Here is a 19189-nt window from a genome sequence, read left to right as displayed (position 1 = left end):
CAACCGCGCTAACCTGGGTATGGAAGTAATGCACGAGCGTAACGCTCACAACTTCCCCTTAGACTTGGCTGCTGGTGAAGTTGCTCCTGTTGCTTTGACTGCTCCTGCAATCAACGGCTAATCATAAAGTTTAGCTGAATCATAAACGCCTCTCAGAAATGAGGGGCGTTTTTTATTGGGAATGTGGGCGTTTTCCCAATAAAGAATATAGCCACAACAAAGCTTGCTCTATATCTGTAACTTGCTCCCCTGGGGGTGGAGGGGGACGCTTGACCATTACCACAGGGAGGTTTAACTCCCTTGCTGCGACAAGTTTGGCATAAGTGGCCTCACCACCACTATTTTTACTGACAATGGTATCAATTTGATGGTGAATTAGCATTTCTCTTTCATTATGCAGGTGAAAAGGTCCGCGATCGCACAACAGTTTTCCCAGAGGTAGTAAAGCATTGGCTTCTGGAGGGTCAATCATCCGCATGAGAAACCAAAGCTGCAAATGGGCAAAAGCTCCGATTTCTTGCCTTCCAATGCTTAAAAAAACCCGTTTTGATTGATTTTCTACTACGGCAGCCGCAGCTTTTATACTATCAACTTCAATCCAGCGATCGCCATTAACTTGTTGCCAAGGTGGGCGGATTAACTTTAAACGGGGTATATTGACTGCAATGGCTGCTTCAGAGGCATTTGAGGCAATTTGAGTCGCAAAGGGATGAGTAGCATCAATCAATACATCAATTTTCATCTGATGCAGATAATTAACTAGTCCAGTCACACCACCAAAACCCCCAATGCGCAAATCCCCCAATGGTAATGAGGGTTGACGGGTGCGACCGGCTAGAGATGTGATAGCCTCAATTCCCTGGATATTGGCAACTTTCGCCGCCAATTGTGCTGCTTCTCCGGTTCCACCAAGAATCAAAACTCTCATTATTTAAACGAACCACAAAGACACAGAGACACCAAGAACTTGTAGGAGGTAGTTAAGACAACATTAAGGCTACTTCTTTGGCGAAATAAGTCAGGATTAAATCAGCACCGGCTCGTTTCATGCTGGTTAAAGTTTCCAAAATGATTTTTTTCTCATCAATCCAACCCATACGCGCCGCCGCTTTAATCATGGCGTATTCACCACTGACGTTATATGCTGCTACAGGTAGATGTGTGGCGTTGCGGACTTGATGGATGATATCCAGATAAGCTAGGGCTGGTTTTACCATGACCATATCTGCTCCCTCGGCGATGTCTAATTCTATTTCCTTCAAAGCTTCCCTGGTGTTAGCTGGGTCCATTTGATAAGTTTTTTTATCACCAAATTTCGGTGCAGAATCTAAAGCATCCCGGAAAGGTCCATAATAGGCAGAAGCATACTTAGCTGAGTATGCCAAAATGCCCACATCAATGTAACCTGCTGCATCTAAAGCCTGACGAATCGCGCCGACTCTACCATCCATCATATCGGAAGGTGCGACAAAACCGGCCCCGGCTGCTGCTTGGGAAACTGCCATTTTTACCAAGACTTCCACAGTGGGGTCATTCAAGATGTTACCCTCTTGATCAATTAAACCATCATGGCCATGACTAGTGAAGGGGTCTAAGGCCACATCAGTCATGATAATAATGTCTGGAACTGCTTGTTTGATAGCTTTGACAGTTCTCTGTACTAGTCCATTTGAATTATAGCTTTCAGTACCAAGATTATCTTTTTTTTCTTCGGGAATTACGGGAAACAGAGCGATGGCATTGATTCCCAAATCATAAACTTGCTGTACTTCTTTTAACAATAAATCTAAGGAATAGCGATAACAATCAGGCATAGAAGCAATTTCTACTTTTTGCCCTTCTCCCTCGGTGACAAACATGGGGTAGATTAAGTCATTAACACTCAGAGTAGTTTCCCTGACCATTCGTCGTAAAGATTCAGTCCGGCGCAGACGACGAGGACGGTAACGAAGTAAATCCGTGGGATGAGAAGAATTGATTGATGGCATAATCAGCAAATAGATAATAATCAAGAAGACAGACTGAAAACCCTGGAGACAGGGTCTAGGGATGAAAGCCGTATGAGGTGTTTACCCCTGATTCATTTAGTGTTACATTAATTATACCAGGTAAGGGTAATCAACCTGTGACAATCGATGTCGCCTCAGTTGAGCGGCATATTAACCTTACAGTAAAGTGATAGTATTGCTGGGAAGTGTGTATCCCCAAAGTTAGCCCTTGTGGAAACAGCCACATCCGGCTGAGATACCGCCAAGAGTTTAATTGTAGAGGCGGGTATGGTTACCGAAATCCTACGGACAACTGGAATGGAAACCGCCTTGGCCACAAATGTAAGCTATTTGGTCACGATCTAAATTTTTGGCTTGAGAGAAATCAACACCTTTGACCACAGCAGAAATTGAGCCTAAATCTGGCGTTTGGACAAATGTATCTGTGGGATTTTGTTTGACCGGAGCCAGAACTGTTCCTAGAAAATCAGCACCGGTGACATTTGCTCCCCGTAAATCCACAAAACTCAGGTCAGCATTTTGCAAGTTAGCATTTTCTAACCTAGCTTTGCGTAATACCGCACCAGTAAGGCGAGTGGCGCTGAGGTTAGCATTACTGAGATTAGCGTTATCTAAATAGGCTCCCGATAAATCTGCTCCTCGCCAATCAGTATTAGTTAGGTTAGCATGGGATAAATTAGTACCCATGGCAATCACCCGACTTAAACGAGCTCCATATAAATTAGCTCCGTGAAATTTGGCATCACCGATGTCAGCACCAGTTAAGCTGGCTTTCTCTAGTAATGCACCCTGCAAATTCGCTCCTACTAGCTGGGTGCTACTAAGATCAGCACCTATTAAACGTGCATGAGATAAATTAGCCTTGTTGAGAATAGCACCGCTTAAATCACTCCGATTCATAATCACCCGACTGAGATTAGCATCGGTGAAATTAGCTTGTTTCATTTGAGCCAGGCTTAAATTCGCGATCGCATCGTCGTAAGTGTCCCAGTGTCCATCCTCACCCCGTCCCCTAAAGATACTACCTTTAAAACTGGCTTGGTTCAGATTTGCAGACTTCCAATTGATTCCCGACAAATCAACCTGATCTAAAACTAACTGGAAAAATGAACTTTCCCTAGCACCGCTTGAACCCAATTCGGCCTTGCTGAGATCAACATTTGCGGTTTTAGCGCTATTGACCCTGAGAATTTTGTTGATTGTCTCCTGGTTAATATGTAACTGCTGTTGTCGCAATTCCCACCCTGGGGATATGCTACCCATAGACTTTAATTCAGCTGCTAAAAACTGATTTTTGTTTTTTAATTCCGGGATAGCCTGGAGTCCAACACTGACTAAAGCTTCTTGAATTTTATTTAGGAGGATGGGGTTGGTTTGTTCAACCAGCATATCTGTGAGAAATTGCCTCGCCTGGTGGTTATTAAGGCTACCCATTGCTAGAATTAGACTTTGGCGATCTTCCGTGGTGGCACCAGAATCAGGACCCAATTTTTGTACAATTGCCAGGAACTTTTCGCTATTGATTTGCTGAGTCCCCCGCCCATTTTGTTGGCTTTGGAGATAAACTTGGGTAGAGACTAAAATTCCTAGCACCGCTATCATACTGCCCAGGGCTGCGCCAAATAAAATCAGGTTGGGGTTTTGTCGCATCCTTCGCCAGAGGGTAGCGATATTTGTACTTTCCCCAGTGAGGGTTGACATGGATACAGGAGCTAGTTCCTGTTCTGATTCGGCTACCTGGGGTTGCTCCCCTTGCTCCCAAGAGTGCAAAGGATGAGTAGTATCTGTAGTATCTATTGTATATGTCCCTGCTAACCAGTCATGAAATGCCCGACGACCTCGACGTGATGGTAAGGCCATCCCTTCACCGAGCACCATCAAGACAGCCAAAAATGTGAACAGTCCTAAATTGGGAAAGGCAAAACTGTAACGCCACAGAATATAGGCAATAGAAACAGGTATGGTCCACCGACCAACTCCTTCGCGCGCCACAGCTGTTGCTAAACCCACCGGTTTACCTACCTCGTTGACAACACGCACACCAAATTTGCGCTTGGGAATAGTACTACCTGTTTTTCCCAGTAAATATAATTGCCACCATGAAAGGGTTATAGGAGATAATAAGGCTATGATCCACAAAAAATTACTGGGGACGGCGACATTGGGAATACCATAGCTCACAGGTAGAGCCAAAGGTCGAGCGATCGCTCTTTGAGTGACTACCAATACTGGGTGGAGTGGTACTCGGTTAAAGTCATTTCTAGAATTGGCATAGACACCCAGCCCAAAGGGAACTAGTCCACTCGTAAGCACCAGAGTGATTTCCGTAGCCCATGCAGCCAAACGCCTGGCTGTGAATGGCAAGAAATGGGGTTTTTCAAATTGGTTTGACTCTTTAGATTGACTAGTATTTTTCCTCACAATTGGGGTCACCATTGCGTAATTCCTTTGAATTTATGTTTAAAATATGGATGGGGGCAGTTGAATGAGACTATTGCTATTTTTGGGAGTTACCAGATACAAAAAATTTGTATCCAAGGTACACCAAGAAACCCAATAGTGCCACACTGATCACTGATGCAACTAGTCTGAGCAATGCTTGTAGTATTGCCAATGCCAATAGCACCGCCAGACCCCCAACTATTACCTTGGTTATCCCGTTCAAATTCTTAAACCAAAGCTGTAATTTTGCTAAACGAGATTTCCAGTGAACAAATGCTGGCGGGGATGTTTCTGTATTTTTTGCTGGCTGTCCAATATCTACAGATGTAGAATTGATTTGTGCCTCTAGATTTTCGAGGCGACGCTGCAAGTCTTCTTCAGGTTGGTGATTCATCTGGATTTCTCAGCTGCAATCTAGTAACTAGTTTCACAACAAACTTAGCAAATCCTGGAAATGATCAAATGAAACAGGAACATAGACGGACTCACAGCGTCACTTAGGGTAGGTGTTGATTGTTGCTACCTGATGACTTAAAACCCAGCAAACCCTCATGTGGTAAGAAACTCTCGCTACCAGTGCAGTTTTAGCAGTGAGATGATCAATATGTCAAATCAGAAATAGTCGGGAGGATTAATCATTATGAATAATTTCAGGCTATTGATAGTTGTTTTGGTAGCTTTGGTCACGAGTTTGTCCTTGACTCAGGCTCGGGGTGAAGTACCACGGTTGCAAATTCAAACCAATATCGGGTCGGTACAGCTGATTTTAAATGGCATTTCTGGGGGAGTAATTAGCACTAATTGCGGCAACATTGCTCAAAAGCCCAATCAAATTCTCCAGTTAACAGAACCACTTCCTTACTTACGGGTAACCGTTGACAGTCCTGGACAGCCAACAATACTGATTGACGGACCTGGCGGCCGTTTTTGTGTTATCCCAGATAATTACTCAGAAACTAAGCCAGAAATTACTGGTTATTGGCAGGCAGGAGAATACTCCCTATACGTAGGTGATCTATCCCAAAATCAGTATAAATATACAATCTCAATTTCTCAAGATAAAAAGTCGAACAAGTAGTTTATATCAGCCACAAAAGTTGATTTTCAGCTAGTTTTTATGGAGTAGATGGTGGAGGCTATTTAATAAATCTTTGGCTGTGTAGGGCTTAGAAACAAATAAATCCACATCAGTATGAGCTGGATGTGGGAAGGGGACTGTTGTGTCAAGTCCGCTACAAGCAATAATTTTTACTCGTGGGTTAATTTTTCGCAAAGTGCGGATGGCCGTATTTCCATCCATTTCTGGCATCATGATATCCATTAAAACGGCGCTGATGTCCTGTGTGTACTGAGCATAAAGTGCGATCGCCTCAATGCCATTACTAGCGGTGAGAGTTCTATAATTGTATTTCTCCAGAACAATTTTAGCAATCTCCCGAATTTGTGCCTCATCATCCACAAATAAAATTAGTTCTCCCTGACCGGGAAATATATCTAAATTATTTAGATCAACAGATTGGGCTACTTCCACCGCCGGCAAAAACAGATGAAATTCACTGCCTTGAGCAACCTTGCTACATACATTGATAAACCCACGGTGGTTTTTGATAATTCCCAGGACTGTTGAAAGCCCCAAACCTGTACCTTTGCCGATATCTTTGGTGGTGAAAAATGGATCAAAAATTCTCTCTAAAATGTCCGGTGCCATCCCCATTCCCGTATCGGCAACCGTAACTACCACATAATTGCCTACTTTGGCATCAAGATTCATTTGGGCATAGGCTTGATCAATAAACATATTTTTTGTAGAGATGGTGAGGGTACCACCTGCTGGCATAGCATCACGGGCATTAACCACGAGATTCATTAGCACCTGATGGAGTTGAGTGGCGTCTCCGCAGACAGCCCACAGATCTTCTGGTATGGTGACGGCAAATTCAATAGATTTGGGAAATGTTTGTTTGGCTATGTAGCTAATTTCCGAAATCAGATGCTTGAGTTGAACTATCGTGCGATCTCCCTTAAATCCTCGCGCAAATGACAAGACTTGTTTGACTAAGGCAGCACCGCGTTTGCTGTTGCTTTCAATAATAGGTAGTAGCTGTTGGTAATGCTCCTTGTCTTGAGAGCATCTGACCTGTAGCAGTTGTGATGCTGCCAAAATTGGCGTTAAAATGTTATTCAGGTCGTGAGCAATTCCACTGGCTAAAGTACCAAGGCTTTCCAAACGTTGAGCGCGGAAAAACTGCTCTTCGAGTTGTTTCTTTTCTGTGATGTCAGTGTCAACACAAAGAATAGATTTCGGTTGTCCTGCTGCATCATACATCAGCGTCCAGCGGCTAGCTAGGACAATTTGTTGCCCTGATTTCGTCAATTTAGTCATTTCCCCCTGCCATGAACCAGATGCAATCACAGCCGTGAGTGATGTTTCCAGTGCCAGGGAATTTTTGTTGTTAAACAGATCCTGGAGGTCTTTACCTAAAACCTCTTGTGCGTCCCAACCATATATATGTTCTGCACCTTGATTCCAGAATAATACTTTACGGTGCAGATCTATGACTAAAATTGCATCCGTGGCAATATCAAGTAAGGCTGCCTGCTCCCTAATTTTCTCTTCGGCTTGTTTGCGCCCTGTAATATCTCTGCCAACCCCCTGCAATTCCAAGACCTCTCCCCCTTCATTGCGAATGGCGACAATATTCCATTGCAGCCAGCGCATACTATTAACTGTCAACAGACGACACTCACTGGTGATTGAGTCATGGGGTGAAGATATCAAACTGCTGATATTTTCTCTGATTTGAGGGAAGTCGTCGGGATGGAAAAACTCACATACCGATTGACCAAGTAATTCCTGCAACTGCTTACCCAATGCTTGGTAAGCTACTTTGTTAGCAAAGCTGACCCTTGCCTGTAAATCTATACGGATAATCAAATCTGTTTGAGTTTCCACCAGCTGGCGATACAGTTTCTCGCTTTGCCGCAATGACTCTTCGGCGCGTTGACGTTGAGTAATTTCCTGTTGTAAAAGCTGGTTAAATACGAGAAGTTGGTTAGTGCGTTCCACTACCAGATGTTCTAAGTCTTTGCTTTCCTCATATAATGCCGCTTCTGCTTGTTTGCGATCGCTAATGTCAAAAAGCAACCAGCGCCAACCGACAGGATTACCCTGTCGGTCATACATTGCGCTATATCTAACAGTAGCCGGAAAAGATAGACCCCCCTGTGGCTGAAGGTAAATTTCCCAGTTTTTTCGCTGTTGCAAGGTCTGTAGTTCTGTGATCAGTTTCTCTGGTTCTTGTTCAGCAATAAACAAAACTAATGGTTTGCCCATTAAATAATTTTGTTCCACAGACAGCAAGGTGGCGGCTGCATGGTTAGCTTGTTGAATCACACCTGTGGCATCGGTGACTAAATATGGGTGGGGAGCGAAGTCAAATAAATCTTGATAACGTTGACGCTCCAATTCTGTGATTTCAAGAGTAATTGCCATTTCTTGATTTTGTTGACGCAGCCCTTGTACAACTACTTGGAGTTGTTCTAGGGTTTGCCGAAGTTCTTTATTCCCTTCCATGACTTCGGCTGTTTGTAAGTCCGACCATTTTTTTTCGTTTTCGTCAGTTTGGCAGCGCATTACTTCTGGTAGCTGATTTACTTTCTGTACCTTTGGCAGTGAGACTTCCACAAAGCTCACCATTTCGTTTATAGGTCTTACTAATTGCCTTTGTTCACCTCAAAACAGCAGATAGCTAATTTACTGCTGGGGCAATATTCACAAGTCTCTTATTGGGATTCAGAACCAGTATCACCAACCAAGGAAATATTGGGAAACTTGTTTGTCAGTAGAGGTTATGGAGTTGAACCGGCTATAAATCAGATAATTGAATAGGAAAATGCTTGGATAAAAAAAGTCTGTACTTGCTATAGCCTAAATGATATACAACTTGGGATGTTGAACAATTTTTTTGTAGTTCTCAAGTCTATTGTATTCTTGAATTCGCCATAGATGATCTTTTTCTAAAAGAGATTATACTCAAGAGATTACACCAATTGATGGTGTGACCATGGAGGGGTGACACCACCCAAGTTAAAGATTTAAGGTATGGTAATCATAAAAAATGTATTCATTACTACTATTATTTGGGAGCAGGATAATTGCCGTAATGTCTGTGTGGAGAGAATTTTTACCTGAATTCTGTAATTAAAAATTGATTGCCAAAGGTTTAATTGATACTTTTATGTTTTTTTTAATTACCCATGCTATGTAATTACCAAATCCTAATTTCATATTGTCCCCATTCCCTCTACCCAAAGCACTACCTCCTTGAGAAGATTTCCTGTACTTTTATCACCTAACTTCTACACTTGGCAAGCTCACAAATAAGTAATGGCAGGTATAGCAAAATTCAAATGATTTTGGCAGTTTGTTATCTCCTAAACGCCCTGCTTGTTGCTATAATCGGCAAAACATCGCCCAGATGCATATCTGCATTACCATTTTATCTTTTAAAGCTAGACTTTATTAATTTTTTCCTTGGCCAAGCAGAGCGCTAAAAAATGCCGGTTTTGCTGCATAATGCGATCGCACTCAACAAGTTAGGTAGTTTATGCATCTTCACCAGAAACCCTGACTACAAAACAAAAAATATAATTTTGTTTGAGACTTGGCTCAGTCCCATGATCAAAAAATCCCGTTACCAAAATTGTTACGAGTGTTCTGCCACTTTGGCATTACTTTATGATGGTACTTAGTTAAGCTCCTCACACTACACCACAAGCCGTACAACATCATGTTGTATGGCTTTTTATTTAAATAAGCGATATTAAGTTACAATTTCAATGCTAAATCACTTATTGAGGTTAGTATTGAAATCTAACACAGCTTGCCGAGTATTTTAGCCAGAAGCCTACAGTGTCCACTAGGTCAGTGTAGGAGTATGTCACTATATTCGAGAATATTTCGTTTAATTAAATCCATACTAAACTTGCCTTGACATCCTGGTTTTTTGATCCTTACCACCAAGAGCCGGTCATATCTCCTGCGGAACAAGCTTCCTGGCAGTTCCAAATCCGTGTGGCCACAGCTGATGATTTGACTAGTATTGCTCACATCATTGCCGAAAGCTTTCACGGACATGATGGTTTCTGGGGATGGGCTTTTCCCCTGGTACGTTTGGGTATTTACGAAGACCTCAAACATCGCTTATCATCTCCTGCACCCCATCATGTTTGTTTGGTTGCTATTGAGACTAGTAATACCGCCTGTCATGACTTAGTAGGGACTGTGGAATTGGGTGTGCGTTTGAGTGATTCTTGGGTAAAGACAGGTAGAAGTTTTCCTTATCTGTCAAATTTAGCGGTTCACCCCAAATATCGTAGACATGGTATTGCTTCAGGACTTCTGATTAAGTGTGAAAAATTCGCTCACGAGTGGGGATTTGATGACTTATACCTCCATGTCTTGGAAAATAACCATCAAGCACAGCAACTTTATTTCAAACTGGGATATAAGCTGCATAAATCAGAATCTAATTGGAATAGATTGCCCATCAGGCGTTCCCGGCAAATACTTTTACACAAACATCTGAGGATTGAATGTTGATTAAACTATCCGAATCAATTTATAGTCATCCTATTTGACTTGAGAAATTATGAGTGAGGAGAGGGAACACACCGAACAGAAATTGTTCATGAATCATTTAGGCTTGCTATATATGTCATCTAAATTTGATGGCATAGGTAAATAGGTGGTTAGTAAATATCGAAGATAGATTCTGATGGAAAAGTCTTACAATCAGACTTAACAGACATTTTCAAACATTATAATAACTTTGTATTTAGTAATTTACCTTTACCAAAACTTTAATAAAAATAGCTTGGTTGACGCGACAAATGCGAGTAAATCTCATAGAATATCATTAACTATCTAATAATCAAATTACCCGTTGAGTTATACTTATATGAACCAGGAAACTTTTTTGATGAAAAATTTTTCCTCAACTATTAAAAATCTGATTTGATTTTACCCAAGTTAGGGGTGGAAGTGCATAATACTACCAAATTATCTGCAAGTTCGAGAAACATGGATAGCGAGAGTCACCGACGCTATCAAGCTGCTATGGTATCAAGTTACTACCCTAATACTATTCTCTTAGACCATCCTGTGATGACAGATGGAGCTAAGGAGTCATATGGAGCGGATATCCTGACACTGCTGCACAGTGAGAAGATTTTTGTTGTTAATAGTCGTAGGCGTAATGGTTTAATACTATTTAAAGGCTATCATGCAGAATTTGCGGGGCCGGGTGCGGCTGTTGGGGGAAATTATGATCATGATTGTGAAATGGTATTACTCGTAGGTAATTTGTCCTTAGTAACTCCTGAATCTTATGAGGAGTGTCAGAAGGCTTATTTAATTAGGCGACAATGGACTAGGTTAATCAAGCAAATTACAGAGACTCCGCGTCCACAGCAGCGAGTTCGGAAAATTATCGATCAATTTGAACAATATTTTTCACCATCAATTGTGGCGGAAATGCCTGATATTGTCTTTGCGCTTTTAGTAGGGGTGTTGCCAAGAACGGTAGGAATAGTACGCCGTTTCGGCAACGAGTTGGATGAGGCTTTAATGTAGAATTGCCAAAGCAGCTTGTATTCTCTCTAAGGTACGGTTGTTTTCTGCGGGTGAGCCGATAGTAATGCGCAGTCCTCCGTTAATTTCGCGGACAAGGGTACCGGAAGTTTTGAGTTGTTGGTGAAGAGTTGTTAAAGTCAGGTTTTGATTTTCAGGGTTATTTCCTTGAAGACGGAGGAAGATAAAGTTAGCTGCACTTTTGATTATTTGTAATCTGGGATGTTGAGATAAAACTTCTATAAGTTTGTCTCGTTCATGCAAAGTTGGGGAAATTGACTCTAGCAAAAGTTGTTTATTTTCCATAGCAGCTAATGCGCCAGCAATTGAGAAGCTAGGAAGATTATAGGGTAAGCGGACTTTTTCTAAGATAGCGATCGCCTGTGGATGACCCACACAATAACCCACGCGCAGGGCTGCTAACCGAAAGGCTTTGGAAAAAGTACGTAAAATTACCCAGTTAGGATGTTGTGGTAATTCACTAACTAGGGTAGTTTGGCTAAATTCAAAATAAGCTTCATCAATGACTACCAGAATCTGCTCATCTAAACTTCTTAACCATGACAACTCTGCCCCAGTCAAACAGTTACCGGTGGGAGAATTGGGATGTACCACAAAAACCACGCGAATGGGGGGAGCTTGAGTTGCTTCTAGGGCTGATTGGGCAGCTTTTAAGTCAATTTCAAAATTATCGGGGTTTCTGTCTACTGTCACCACGGGAATGCCTAAAGTTTTGGCTAAAATTCCATACATGGAGAAAGTGGGATGAGCGACTAAAATTGAGCCTTCGCCCCCCAGACAGGTGGCGATTAATAATGAGCGAATTAGTTCGTCGGAACCGTTACCTAGAGAAATATTAGCAGCAGTAAATATAGATGGGGACAGGGAAGCAGATTCATTAACGTATTGTGCGATCGCCTGTTTGAGGTTCTCATGTCCACCGTCAGGATAACGATTTGTTTCAATTACTTGCTCATAGGTCAAAGCCAGCTTTTGTTTTAACTGCGGGGGTAAATCATAGGGGCTTTCGTTGGTATCCAGCCGATCCAACTGGGGGGCTACTCCGGCGGCGGTATCACTGCTGGGGTGAGGTTTATAGGCGGTGAATTGGGCTAAATCTGACCGGATAAAACTCAGCATAATTTTAGTCATTAATAATTAGTCAGGACTTCATATTTTACACCTCAAGGGAACTGGCAGAATTGGTAGATTGCTGCCCAAATTTTTGCCATGACATTACCTAGGGCGTGGTCGCTGTCTAGTTCTATTAATTCTACCCAAGGACGCGATCGCGCAAATTCCCGACTGGCTGTGATGGGAATCACTTCATCTTGTTGACCATGGAATATCAGGGTTGGTACAGGGCGATGTAATATTGTTTCTTTGTACTGGGCTGCATCTATGACAAAATTATAACTTAAGGGGAGCGATCGCCCTTCCCCATAGTGGTGAATCATCAGATATTGTTCTTGTTCCCATCGCTGTACTTCTGGATTCCCCAGTTGAGGTAACCAATGGGATAAAAACCCAAAAGCTGGTGCTAACAAAACTAGGCGTTGCACTTGTGAATATTGCTGTGCTAGATGAGCACTGGTCAGACCGCCCAAACTAGAACCAATTAAAGTTACCGGGGTAGAATCATCAGGGAATTGGGCTGCAACTTGAGTAATCTGGCGGGTGATAGTTAATTGGGAAAAATCCCCCGCATTCAAATCGGGGATTTTCAGCTTGATGTCAATTTCTGCAAAGCGATCGCTCATATCCTGGGCTTTAGCAGATTTGGGACTAGAAGCAAAACCGTGTAGGTAGATGTAGTCATTCACAACGGTTAACTGATATAAAGGTCAACCCTCCGATAGAGGAATAAATCAATCATCATCACATTTTAGATAGAGCAATTACTAGTTGTGAATTGCTTAGAATCTGCTTATGTTAGATGAGCAGGATGTAATTATGTCCGAAGAACAAAAACAAAAATCTGATCATCAAGAAACCACTCCCAGTGCTTCTGGTGGGTACCAAACCCCTATTCAAGCAGATATTCGCAAAACCGGAACTGCGGCTAAAAGTGAGGCTAAACCCACAGCTGAACCTGAAGCACCAGGAGAGGATAGTGTTGCTGGTAGTCCCAATCAAGGGACTGAATCGCGCTAACTGCTGGGAATTGTTGTATTTCGATTCCCACAGGGATATTAAATTACAGATGCTTCGCGTTGACAGTCAAAAACCACCATAAATGCAGCATTAGGTGTTGTCTGGGTCAAGTGCTGCATATAACCTTCTGCATCGGAACGACTGCGGAAGCGAGCCACAATTTCCCTTTGTGTATCAGGAGCTAAACGAGCGATCGCCCAAGAATTGAGACGTGCTTTGTAGCCAGTTGCTGGAGTTGCTGCTTTTTCTTCAGTATTGTGGGGCATAATTTATTTTAATTGCGTGAATTGTTGTGAGGAAATTGACTGAGATCGTGCCAGGGGTGGGCTAATAGATTTTTTTATGTTCTGCCACCTTATTATTACATTATTCGGAGATTGTCAAGAGTGCTGGCTGCCTTTTAGACCTAATTAGGTTGAATTTTATTTTATACAGGGTTACTAACATAAAATACTGTCGGTGGTATGTCTTGTATCTATTTCTACAAGCCGCCGACAGTCAAGGTAAATATAATAATCTGCTACCATCTAAATACTAAATCTTTATTTACACCCTTCAATCACACAAATATCCTCAGCAGTGCGGATAACCTGAGTTAATTTCAAACCCGCTTGAGCAAATAATTGGTGAAATTCACTTTCGGTTCTTTCTTTTCCTCCAGGACACATCACCAACATATTTAAATCTAACATTTTGGCTCCTCCTGGAATATTACCAGGTTCAACAATCATTTCTAAAACCAAGATTTTACTATGCTCATCCATAGCATTTCTACAGTTTTGGAGAATTGTCAATGCTCGTTCATCATCCCAGTCATGAAGAATGTGTTTTAAAAGATACGCGTCTCCTCCCTGTGGAACCGATGTAAAAAAATCGCCACTGACCTTTTGACAACGTTCAAGAATACCATGTTTTACCAAAGTAGGTTCAGCATGGGAAATAACATATTCTTCATCAAACAAAATACCTTGTAGATGGGGGTATTTTTGTAAAAATGTTCCCAACATTTCCCCATATCCTCCCCCTATGTCAACTAGGGTTTTAAATTGGGAAAAATCATATACATCTAATATGGCTTTTTCTTCCACAAAAGAGAAAGAGTTCATGCACTGCTCAAATATCTCTGCATCTTGGGGATGGGATTTAAAGTAATCAAATACTCCCATACCAAAAGCATGATCAAATGCTGGTTTCCCGGTTTTAACACTATAGAGGAAATTTCCCCAAGGTTGATAATGAGGTGCTTCCCCCAACATCACAGCTGTAGCTTGGAGTGATTGAGGATGATCACTACATAAATATTCTGCTAAGGGAGTGAGGATAAATTGTTCAGGTTCTGTTTCCTGGAAAATACCGATACTGGCTAAAGCTCTCATCATGCGGTACAATGAGTCAGGATTACTATCAGTATTTGACGCGAGTTGTTGACAGGATTGAGAACCTGGTTTCAGGAGATCGGCAATCCCCAATTTAGCGGCGGTGTAGATAGCTTGAGATACCCAATAACCGGAAATCATTTGTGATAATTGGGTATGGGGAGAAATTTGAGGTATCACAGGTTCGCTCATTGTTTTATCTAAATTGTTTAAGTAGATTTTCGGATCCTATCATGGATGATTAACCAAACATATATAAAATATAAAATCTTAGGTAAAAAGTAGTAATGGCTTTTATACTGGTATAGGCTAAATCATCAGGGTGCTAGATGTTAGCTTTTACTGTGGTGACGGCGCTTTAATTCTGTCTCAATAGCTTGGACTACAGTTTCAATTACCTTGACGCGGGCATAATATTTGTCATTAGCAGCGACAATTGTCCAAGGAGCGTTGGGGGTGCTGGTGCGGTGAATGGCTTGATTTACTGCTACATAGTAATCATTCCACTTTTCCCGATTCCGCCAGTCTTCATCGGTAAGTTTGTACTGCTTAAAAGGGTCATTTTTACGAGATGTAAACCGCTCAAGTTGTTCTTCTGGGCTAATGTGTAACCATAACTTAACTAAAACATAGCCAGCAGTGGTTAACTGAGCCTCAAACTCATTAATTTCGCGGTAGGCTCTGCGCCACTCGATTTCCGAAGCAAAACCTTCTACCCGCTCCACTAATACCCGACCATACCAAGAACGGTCAAAAATGCCAATTATCCCAGATGTGGGTAATCGTTGCCAAAATCGCCAGAGGTAATGATGAACTTTCTCGTCATCTGTGGGCGATGGGAAGGGATGAACAAAGTAACTACGCGGATCGAGAATATCTGTGAGGCGTTTAATTGCGCCGCCTTTACCTGCTGCATCCCAACCTTCAAATATTACCAGTACAGGAATTTGATGTTTATAGATGCTTAATTGTAACTTGCGTAATTTTACCTGCTCCTGGAGTAATTTTTCTTGGTATTCTGGTTCGGGAAGACTTAAGCTTAAATCGACTTGTGCGAGTAAGTCTAACTCGGTGGGTTCTAACTGGGTTTGTGGTGGTAAAGTGGGGGTGGGAAGCTGAATTTTTAGCCGATCCAATGCAGATGTTAAGGTTGCAGCTAGCTGGGTAAGTACTTTCACCTGCGCCCAGCGCTCGGAGTCTGCTTCTACTAAAGTCCAAGGGGCAAAACCTGTACTAGTTTGTACTAGCATCTCTTCTGCATAGCTGGTGTAGCGGTCATAGTGTTTTTCTTGCTTCCAGTCTTCTTTGCGGACTCGCCAAGCAGTTAATTGATCTTTAGCATATTCTTTTAAACGACTTTTCAATTCTTTACGGCTTAGATGTAACCAAAATTTAGCGATCGCAGTCCCATCATCCACCATTTGGCGCTCAAAGGCGTTAATTTGTGCCATCAGGGTGGGTACTGTGGGGACTTGATTAATTCCGACCCGCTCTAACAGACGTTCTTCGAGAACATGAGTATACCAACTGTGATAGAAAAAGCTAATTTTTCCTTGGGCGGGTATTTTTTCCCAAAATCGCCAGAGGAAGGGATATTTACGTTCTTCTGGGGTGGGTGGCCAGATAGGATGTACCTGAAATCCCCGTGGATCCATGTAAGAAACCATTTGCTTTACTAGTCTACCCTTACCAGAAGCAGCCCAACCCTCCAATACCACAATTACAGGTAACTTTTTATTCCAACAGGCATTTTGCAACTCTCGCAGTTGATACATTAGCCTGTCAATTTCTGACTTGTAGATGGTTTTGTCTAAGGAAACTGTTAAATCTAGTGTATCTAGCATAGCATTGTTTCATCTATGTATTAGGATATTATGGCATACAATTAAAACTCCCTCCCCTCCTGACAGGATGTCTGAAAAGTTATGATTAGTGTATCAAGTATTGTTTGACACCACCCTAACCCTCAAGTTATCTGGTGGAGAAGCAACTTTAATTACCGATCGCACTAGAATCACCTGGAATTAAGCTGAAGCGGTCAACTCTGACTGAGTTTTAGTTTTACGTAACTCCAAATATATTAACAAGGCGTTAATATCTGCGGGATTTACGCCCCCTGTCCGTGCTGCTTGACCGATGGTTAGGGGTTTGACACGGGTAAGTTTTTCCCGCGCTTCTTTAGAAAGGGTATCAATTGTGTTATAATCTAAGTCTGCGGGTAGCTGACGGTTAGCCTGACGGGTAATCTGTTCAATTTGATGTTGTTGTCTAGCCAGATAACCAGAATACTTGATGTCAATCTCTGCGCCTTCTTTTTCCCCTTGGTTGAGGGTGGGGTTTCCCAGTCCGTAACGTTCCAGGTCAATGTAATGGAATCCTGGACGACGGAGTAAATCAGCTAGGGTGATAGAACCTTTAATAGCTTGTTGGGATGCGGAGGCGATCGCCTGACCGATGGGGTCATGTTCCTTAATTCTGGTATTATATAAACGGTCTTTTTCTTGATTAATCTGCGTTTGTTTACTGGTGAACAACTCCCAACGGCGATCGTCAACTAAACCGATTTCCCTTCCTAAAGGTGTTAAACGTTGGTCAGCATTATCGGACCGCAACAATAACCGATACTCAGAGCGACTAGTGAGCATCCGGTAAGGTTCCCGTAAATCTTTAGTACACAAATCATCAAGCAAAGTACCAAGGTAACTATGTTCACGGGGGAAAACAATCATCTGTTTACCCTGAACCAACCGTGCTGCATTAATACCCGCTACAATTCCTTGAGCTGCGGCCTCTTCATAACCCGTAGTACCGTTAATTTGTCCCGCGCAGAATAAACCATTAATTTTCTTAGTCATCAGTGTAGGATAACACTGAGTAGCGGGTAAATAGTCATACTCCACAGCATAAGCCGGACGCAACATAGTACAATTTTCCAACCCCGGCAGAGTGCGTAACATTTGCAACTGCAGATTTTCTGGTAACCCCGTAGAAAACCCTTGAATATATAATTCTGGGATGTCCCGACCTTCGGGTTCAATAAAGATTTGGTGGCTTTCCTTATCAGCAAAGCGGACTATTTTATCTTCAATACTGGGACAGTAGCGAGGTCCCTTAGCTTCCACCCAACCACCATAAACCGGTGATAGATGTAAATTTTCCCGAATTAAACGATGAGTATCTGCATTAGTCCGGGTGATGTAACAGGGAACTTGTTCCCGTTCCACCCACACCTGGGGGTCAAAACTAAACCAGCGTACCTCCTCATCTCCTGGTTGGATAGTCATCTTAGTATAGTCCACTGATCGCTTATCTACCCGTGCGGGCGTACCCGTTTTCAGCCTACCGGTTTCAAAACCCAAGCGGTTGAGAGTTTGGGTCAAACCCTCAGCGGCAAACTCGCCAGCTCGTCCAGCGGCCATAGACCTATTACCTACCCAGATTTTACCACCCAAAAACGTCCCAGTTGTCAAAATCACCGCTTGACATTGAAACCCCACACCAAAATAAGTTTCAACCCCAATCACCTCATCATTAGCACCCAAAACCAAATCCGTAACCATCCCCTCCCGGATAGTCAGATTTTCTTGGTTTTCCACAACACCCTTCATCACCGCCGCATATTCCCGCTTATCACTTTGAGCGCGTAAAGCCCACACCGCCGGACCCCGTGAAGAATTGAGGACGCGCTTTTGTAAATAAGTACGGTCTGCAACCTTGCCAATTTCCCCCCCCAAAGCATCCACCTCATGGGTCAACTGAGACTTAGCCGGGCCACCCACCGCCGGGTTACAGGGTTGCCAAGCTATTTTATCTAAATTGAGTGTTAGTAGCAAAGTCCGACAGCCGAGACGAGCAGCAGCAAGAGCCGCTTCACAACCGGAGTGACCTGCACCCACCACAATAACATCAAAAGCATCTTGGAATTCAACGGAATTGTGCATGGTCATACTTACACAGATTAGCAGATTAAGACTTACTACAACTGATTGTAACCCAACCACAACACCCTCAAACACAAATCACAAACAAACCTCTGCGTACCTTTGCGCCCACCTTTGCGCCCCTTTGCGTTTAACAACAGATGAGGCGATCGCTATTCCATATACCCCATTCCTTTGTCAGGGTGGGGGTGGAAACCCAATCAGAACACCTACGCTGGGCGATCTCAATATAATGAAGGGGTGGATTTAGCAGTAGTTAAGTTTAGGAGTAACCAAACTTATGCAGTTGCTACCTTAGCTAAATATCCGACTGAAGATAATCAATATATGTTAACAGCGGGGTATCCCAGACTGGGGACAAGTTCACCCTGGCGGTTGACATTGGGACAAACTTGGAGTAGGGAACAGGGGTTAGTCGGAACTACTCTGTCAAGTTCCCGAACTAATAAGGAGGGTGGGTCACAAGCAGTGAGTCAAGCTGCGGGAGCTTTAGACGGGGGATATGAGTTAGTTTACAGCAGTATTACCCTGGGTGGGATGAGTGGGGGTCCGGTGTTGGATACCCAGGGACGAGTAATTGGGATTCATGGGTTAGCGGAGGGTGATTCGGGTCGGATACAGATAGGTAATAGTTTA

General features: G+C 42.8%; 17 protein-coding genes and 1 pseudogene. 7 read left to right on the top strand and 11 right to left on the bottom strand.

Annotated features, from left to right (window positions below):
* Nucleotides 1-121, top strand: a pseudogene (locus tag NWP21_RS02700) (photosystem II q(b) protein); the annotation flags it as partial.
* A 51-nt stretch (nt 122-172) separates the two neighbouring features.
* Here the strand turns inward: NWP21_RS02700 and NWP21_RS02695 are convergent.
* From NWP21_RS02695 to NWP21_RS02680, 4 genes are all read right to left on the bottom strand, one after another.
* Nucleotides 173-928, bottom strand: a complete 756-nt coding sequence (locus tag NWP21_RS02695) for a cobalt-precorrin-6A reductase (RefSeq protein WP_280791508.1) — start codon at nt 926-928, stop codon at nt 173-175.
* 52 nt (nt 929-980) lie between these two features.
* The gene (hemB, locus tag NWP21_RS02690; protein WP_280791507.1) at nt 981-1988 is read right to left on the bottom strand and encodes a porphobilinogen synthase; all 1008 of its coding nucleotides are present in this window, start codon (nt 1986-1988) and stop codon (nt 981-983) included.
* 303 nt (nt 1989-2291) lie between these two features.
* Nucleotides 2292-4445, bottom strand: a complete 2154-nt coding sequence (locus NWP21_RS02685; RefSeq protein ID WP_280791506.1) for a pentapeptide repeat-containing protein — start codon at nt 4443-4445, stop codon at nt 2292-2294.
* Between the two features lie 61 nt (nt 4446-4506).
* Nucleotides 4507-4845, bottom strand: coding sequence for a hypothetical protein (locus NWP21_RS02680; RefSeq protein WP_280791505.1), 339 nt, complete (start codon nt 4843-4845; stop codon nt 4507-4509).
* A 246-nt stretch (nt 4846-5091) separates the two neighbouring features.
* On the opposite strand from NWP21_RS02680, the gene NWP21_RS02675 reads away from it, so the two are divergent.
* Nucleotides 5092-5529, top strand: a complete 438-nt coding sequence (locus tag NWP21_RS02675; protein ID WP_280791504.1) for a hypothetical protein — start codon at nt 5092-5094, stop codon at nt 5527-5529.
* 30 nt (nt 5530-5559) lie between these two features.
* Here the strand turns inward: NWP21_RS02675 and NWP21_RS02670 are convergent, their stop codons facing one another.
* Nucleotides 5560-8136 carry a PAS domain S-box protein gene (locus NWP21_RS02670; RefSeq protein ID WP_280791503.1) on the bottom strand — a complete coding sequence of 859 codons (2577 nt, stop codon included), beginning with the start codon at nt 8134-8136 and terminating at the stop codon, nt 5560-5562.
* Nucleotides 8137-9008: 872 nt separating this feature from the next.
* Here NWP21_RS02670 and NWP21_RS02665 point away from each other — a divergent pair.
* From NWP21_RS02665 to NWP21_RS02655, 3 genes are all read left to right on the top strand, one after another.
* Nucleotides 9009-9203, top strand: a complete 195-nt coding sequence (locus NWP21_RS02665; RefSeq protein ID WP_271732059.1) for a hypothetical protein — start codon at nt 9009-9011, stop codon at nt 9201-9203.
* A gap of 238 nt (nt 9204-9441) precedes the next feature.
* Nucleotides 9442-10053, top strand: a complete 612-nt coding sequence (locus NWP21_RS02660) for a GNAT family N-acetyltransferase (RefSeq protein WP_348519748.1) — start codon at nt 9442-9444, stop codon at nt 10051-10053.
* A 480-nt stretch (nt 10054-10533) separates the two neighbouring features.
* Complete coding sequence (locus NWP21_RS02655) at nt 10534-11085, top strand: hypothetical protein (RefSeq protein ID WP_280791510.1); 552 nt, start codon at nt 10534-10536, stop codon at nt 11083-11085.
* Here NWP21_RS02655 and NWP21_RS02650 read toward each other — a convergent pair.
* Nucleotides 11077-12222, bottom strand: a complete 1146-nt coding sequence (locus NWP21_RS02650) for a histidinol-phosphate transaminase (protein ID WP_280791509.1) — start codon at nt 12220-12222, stop codon at nt 11077-11079. The two genes, NWP21_RS02655 and NWP21_RS02650, sit on opposite strands and share 9 nt — an antisense overlap.
* Before the next feature lie 44 nt (nt 12223-12266).
* Nucleotides 12267-12905, bottom strand: a complete 639-nt coding sequence (locus NWP21_RS02645) for a YqiA/YcfP family alpha/beta fold hydrolase (protein ID WP_280791502.1) — start codon at nt 12903-12905, stop codon at nt 12267-12269.
* A 130-nt stretch (nt 12906-13035) separates the two neighbouring features.
* Between NWP21_RS02645 and NWP21_RS02640 the strand changes: the two genes are divergently transcribed.
* Nucleotides 13036-13236, top strand: a complete 201-nt coding sequence (locus tag NWP21_RS02640) for a hypothetical protein (RefSeq protein ID WP_271732056.1) — start codon at nt 13036-13038, stop codon at nt 13234-13236.
* Nucleotides 13237-13274: 38 nt separating this feature from the next.
* On the opposite strand, the gene NWP21_RS02635 is transcribed toward NWP21_RS02640, so the two are convergent.
* The 4 genes from NWP21_RS02635 to mnmG form a co-directional block, all read right to left on the bottom strand.
* On the bottom strand, nt 13275-13502 hold the full coding sequence (locus NWP21_RS02635; RefSeq protein ID WP_280791501.1) for a hypothetical protein: 228 nt from the start codon (nt 13500-13502) through the stop codon (nt 13275-13277).
* Between the two features lie 276 nt (nt 13503-13778).
* Entirely contained in the window at nt 13779-14804 is a 1026-nt protein-coding gene (locus NWP21_RS02630; RefSeq protein WP_280791500.1) for a methyltransferase, read from the bottom strand.
* A gap of 140 nt (nt 14805-14944) precedes the next feature.
* Nucleotides 14945-16456 carry a polyphosphate:AMP phosphotransferase gene (pap, locus tag NWP21_RS02625; RefSeq protein ID WP_280791499.1) on the bottom strand — a complete coding sequence of 504 codons (1512 nt, stop codon included), beginning with the start codon at nt 16454-16456 and terminating at the stop codon, nt 14945-14947.
* 180 nt (nt 16457-16636) lie between these two features.
* Nucleotides 16637-18559: a tRNA uridine-5-carboxymethylaminomethyl(34) synthesis enzyme MnmG gene (mnmG, locus tag NWP21_RS02620; protein ID WP_280791498.1), complete on the bottom strand. Its 1923-nt coding sequence runs from the start codon at nt 18557-18559 to the stop codon at nt 16637-16639.
* A 168-nt stretch (nt 18560-18727) separates the two neighbouring features.
* Here mnmG and NWP21_RS02615 point away from each other — a divergent pair.
* A partial coding sequence (locus tag NWP21_RS02615; protein ID WP_280791497.1) for a serine protease occupies nt 18728-19189 on the top strand: 462 nt, incomplete at its 3' end.

The sequence above is a fragment of the Anabaenopsis sp. FSS-46 genome, from assembly GCF_029891665.1.
Classification (GTDB): Bacteria; Cyanobacteriota; Cyanobacteriia; order Cyanobacteriales; family Nostocaceae; genus Anabaenopsis; species Anabaenopsis arnoldii.
The sequence above is the reverse complement of the archived record's forward strand: the minus strand, read 5'-3'. Positions and strand labels throughout refer to the sequence as shown.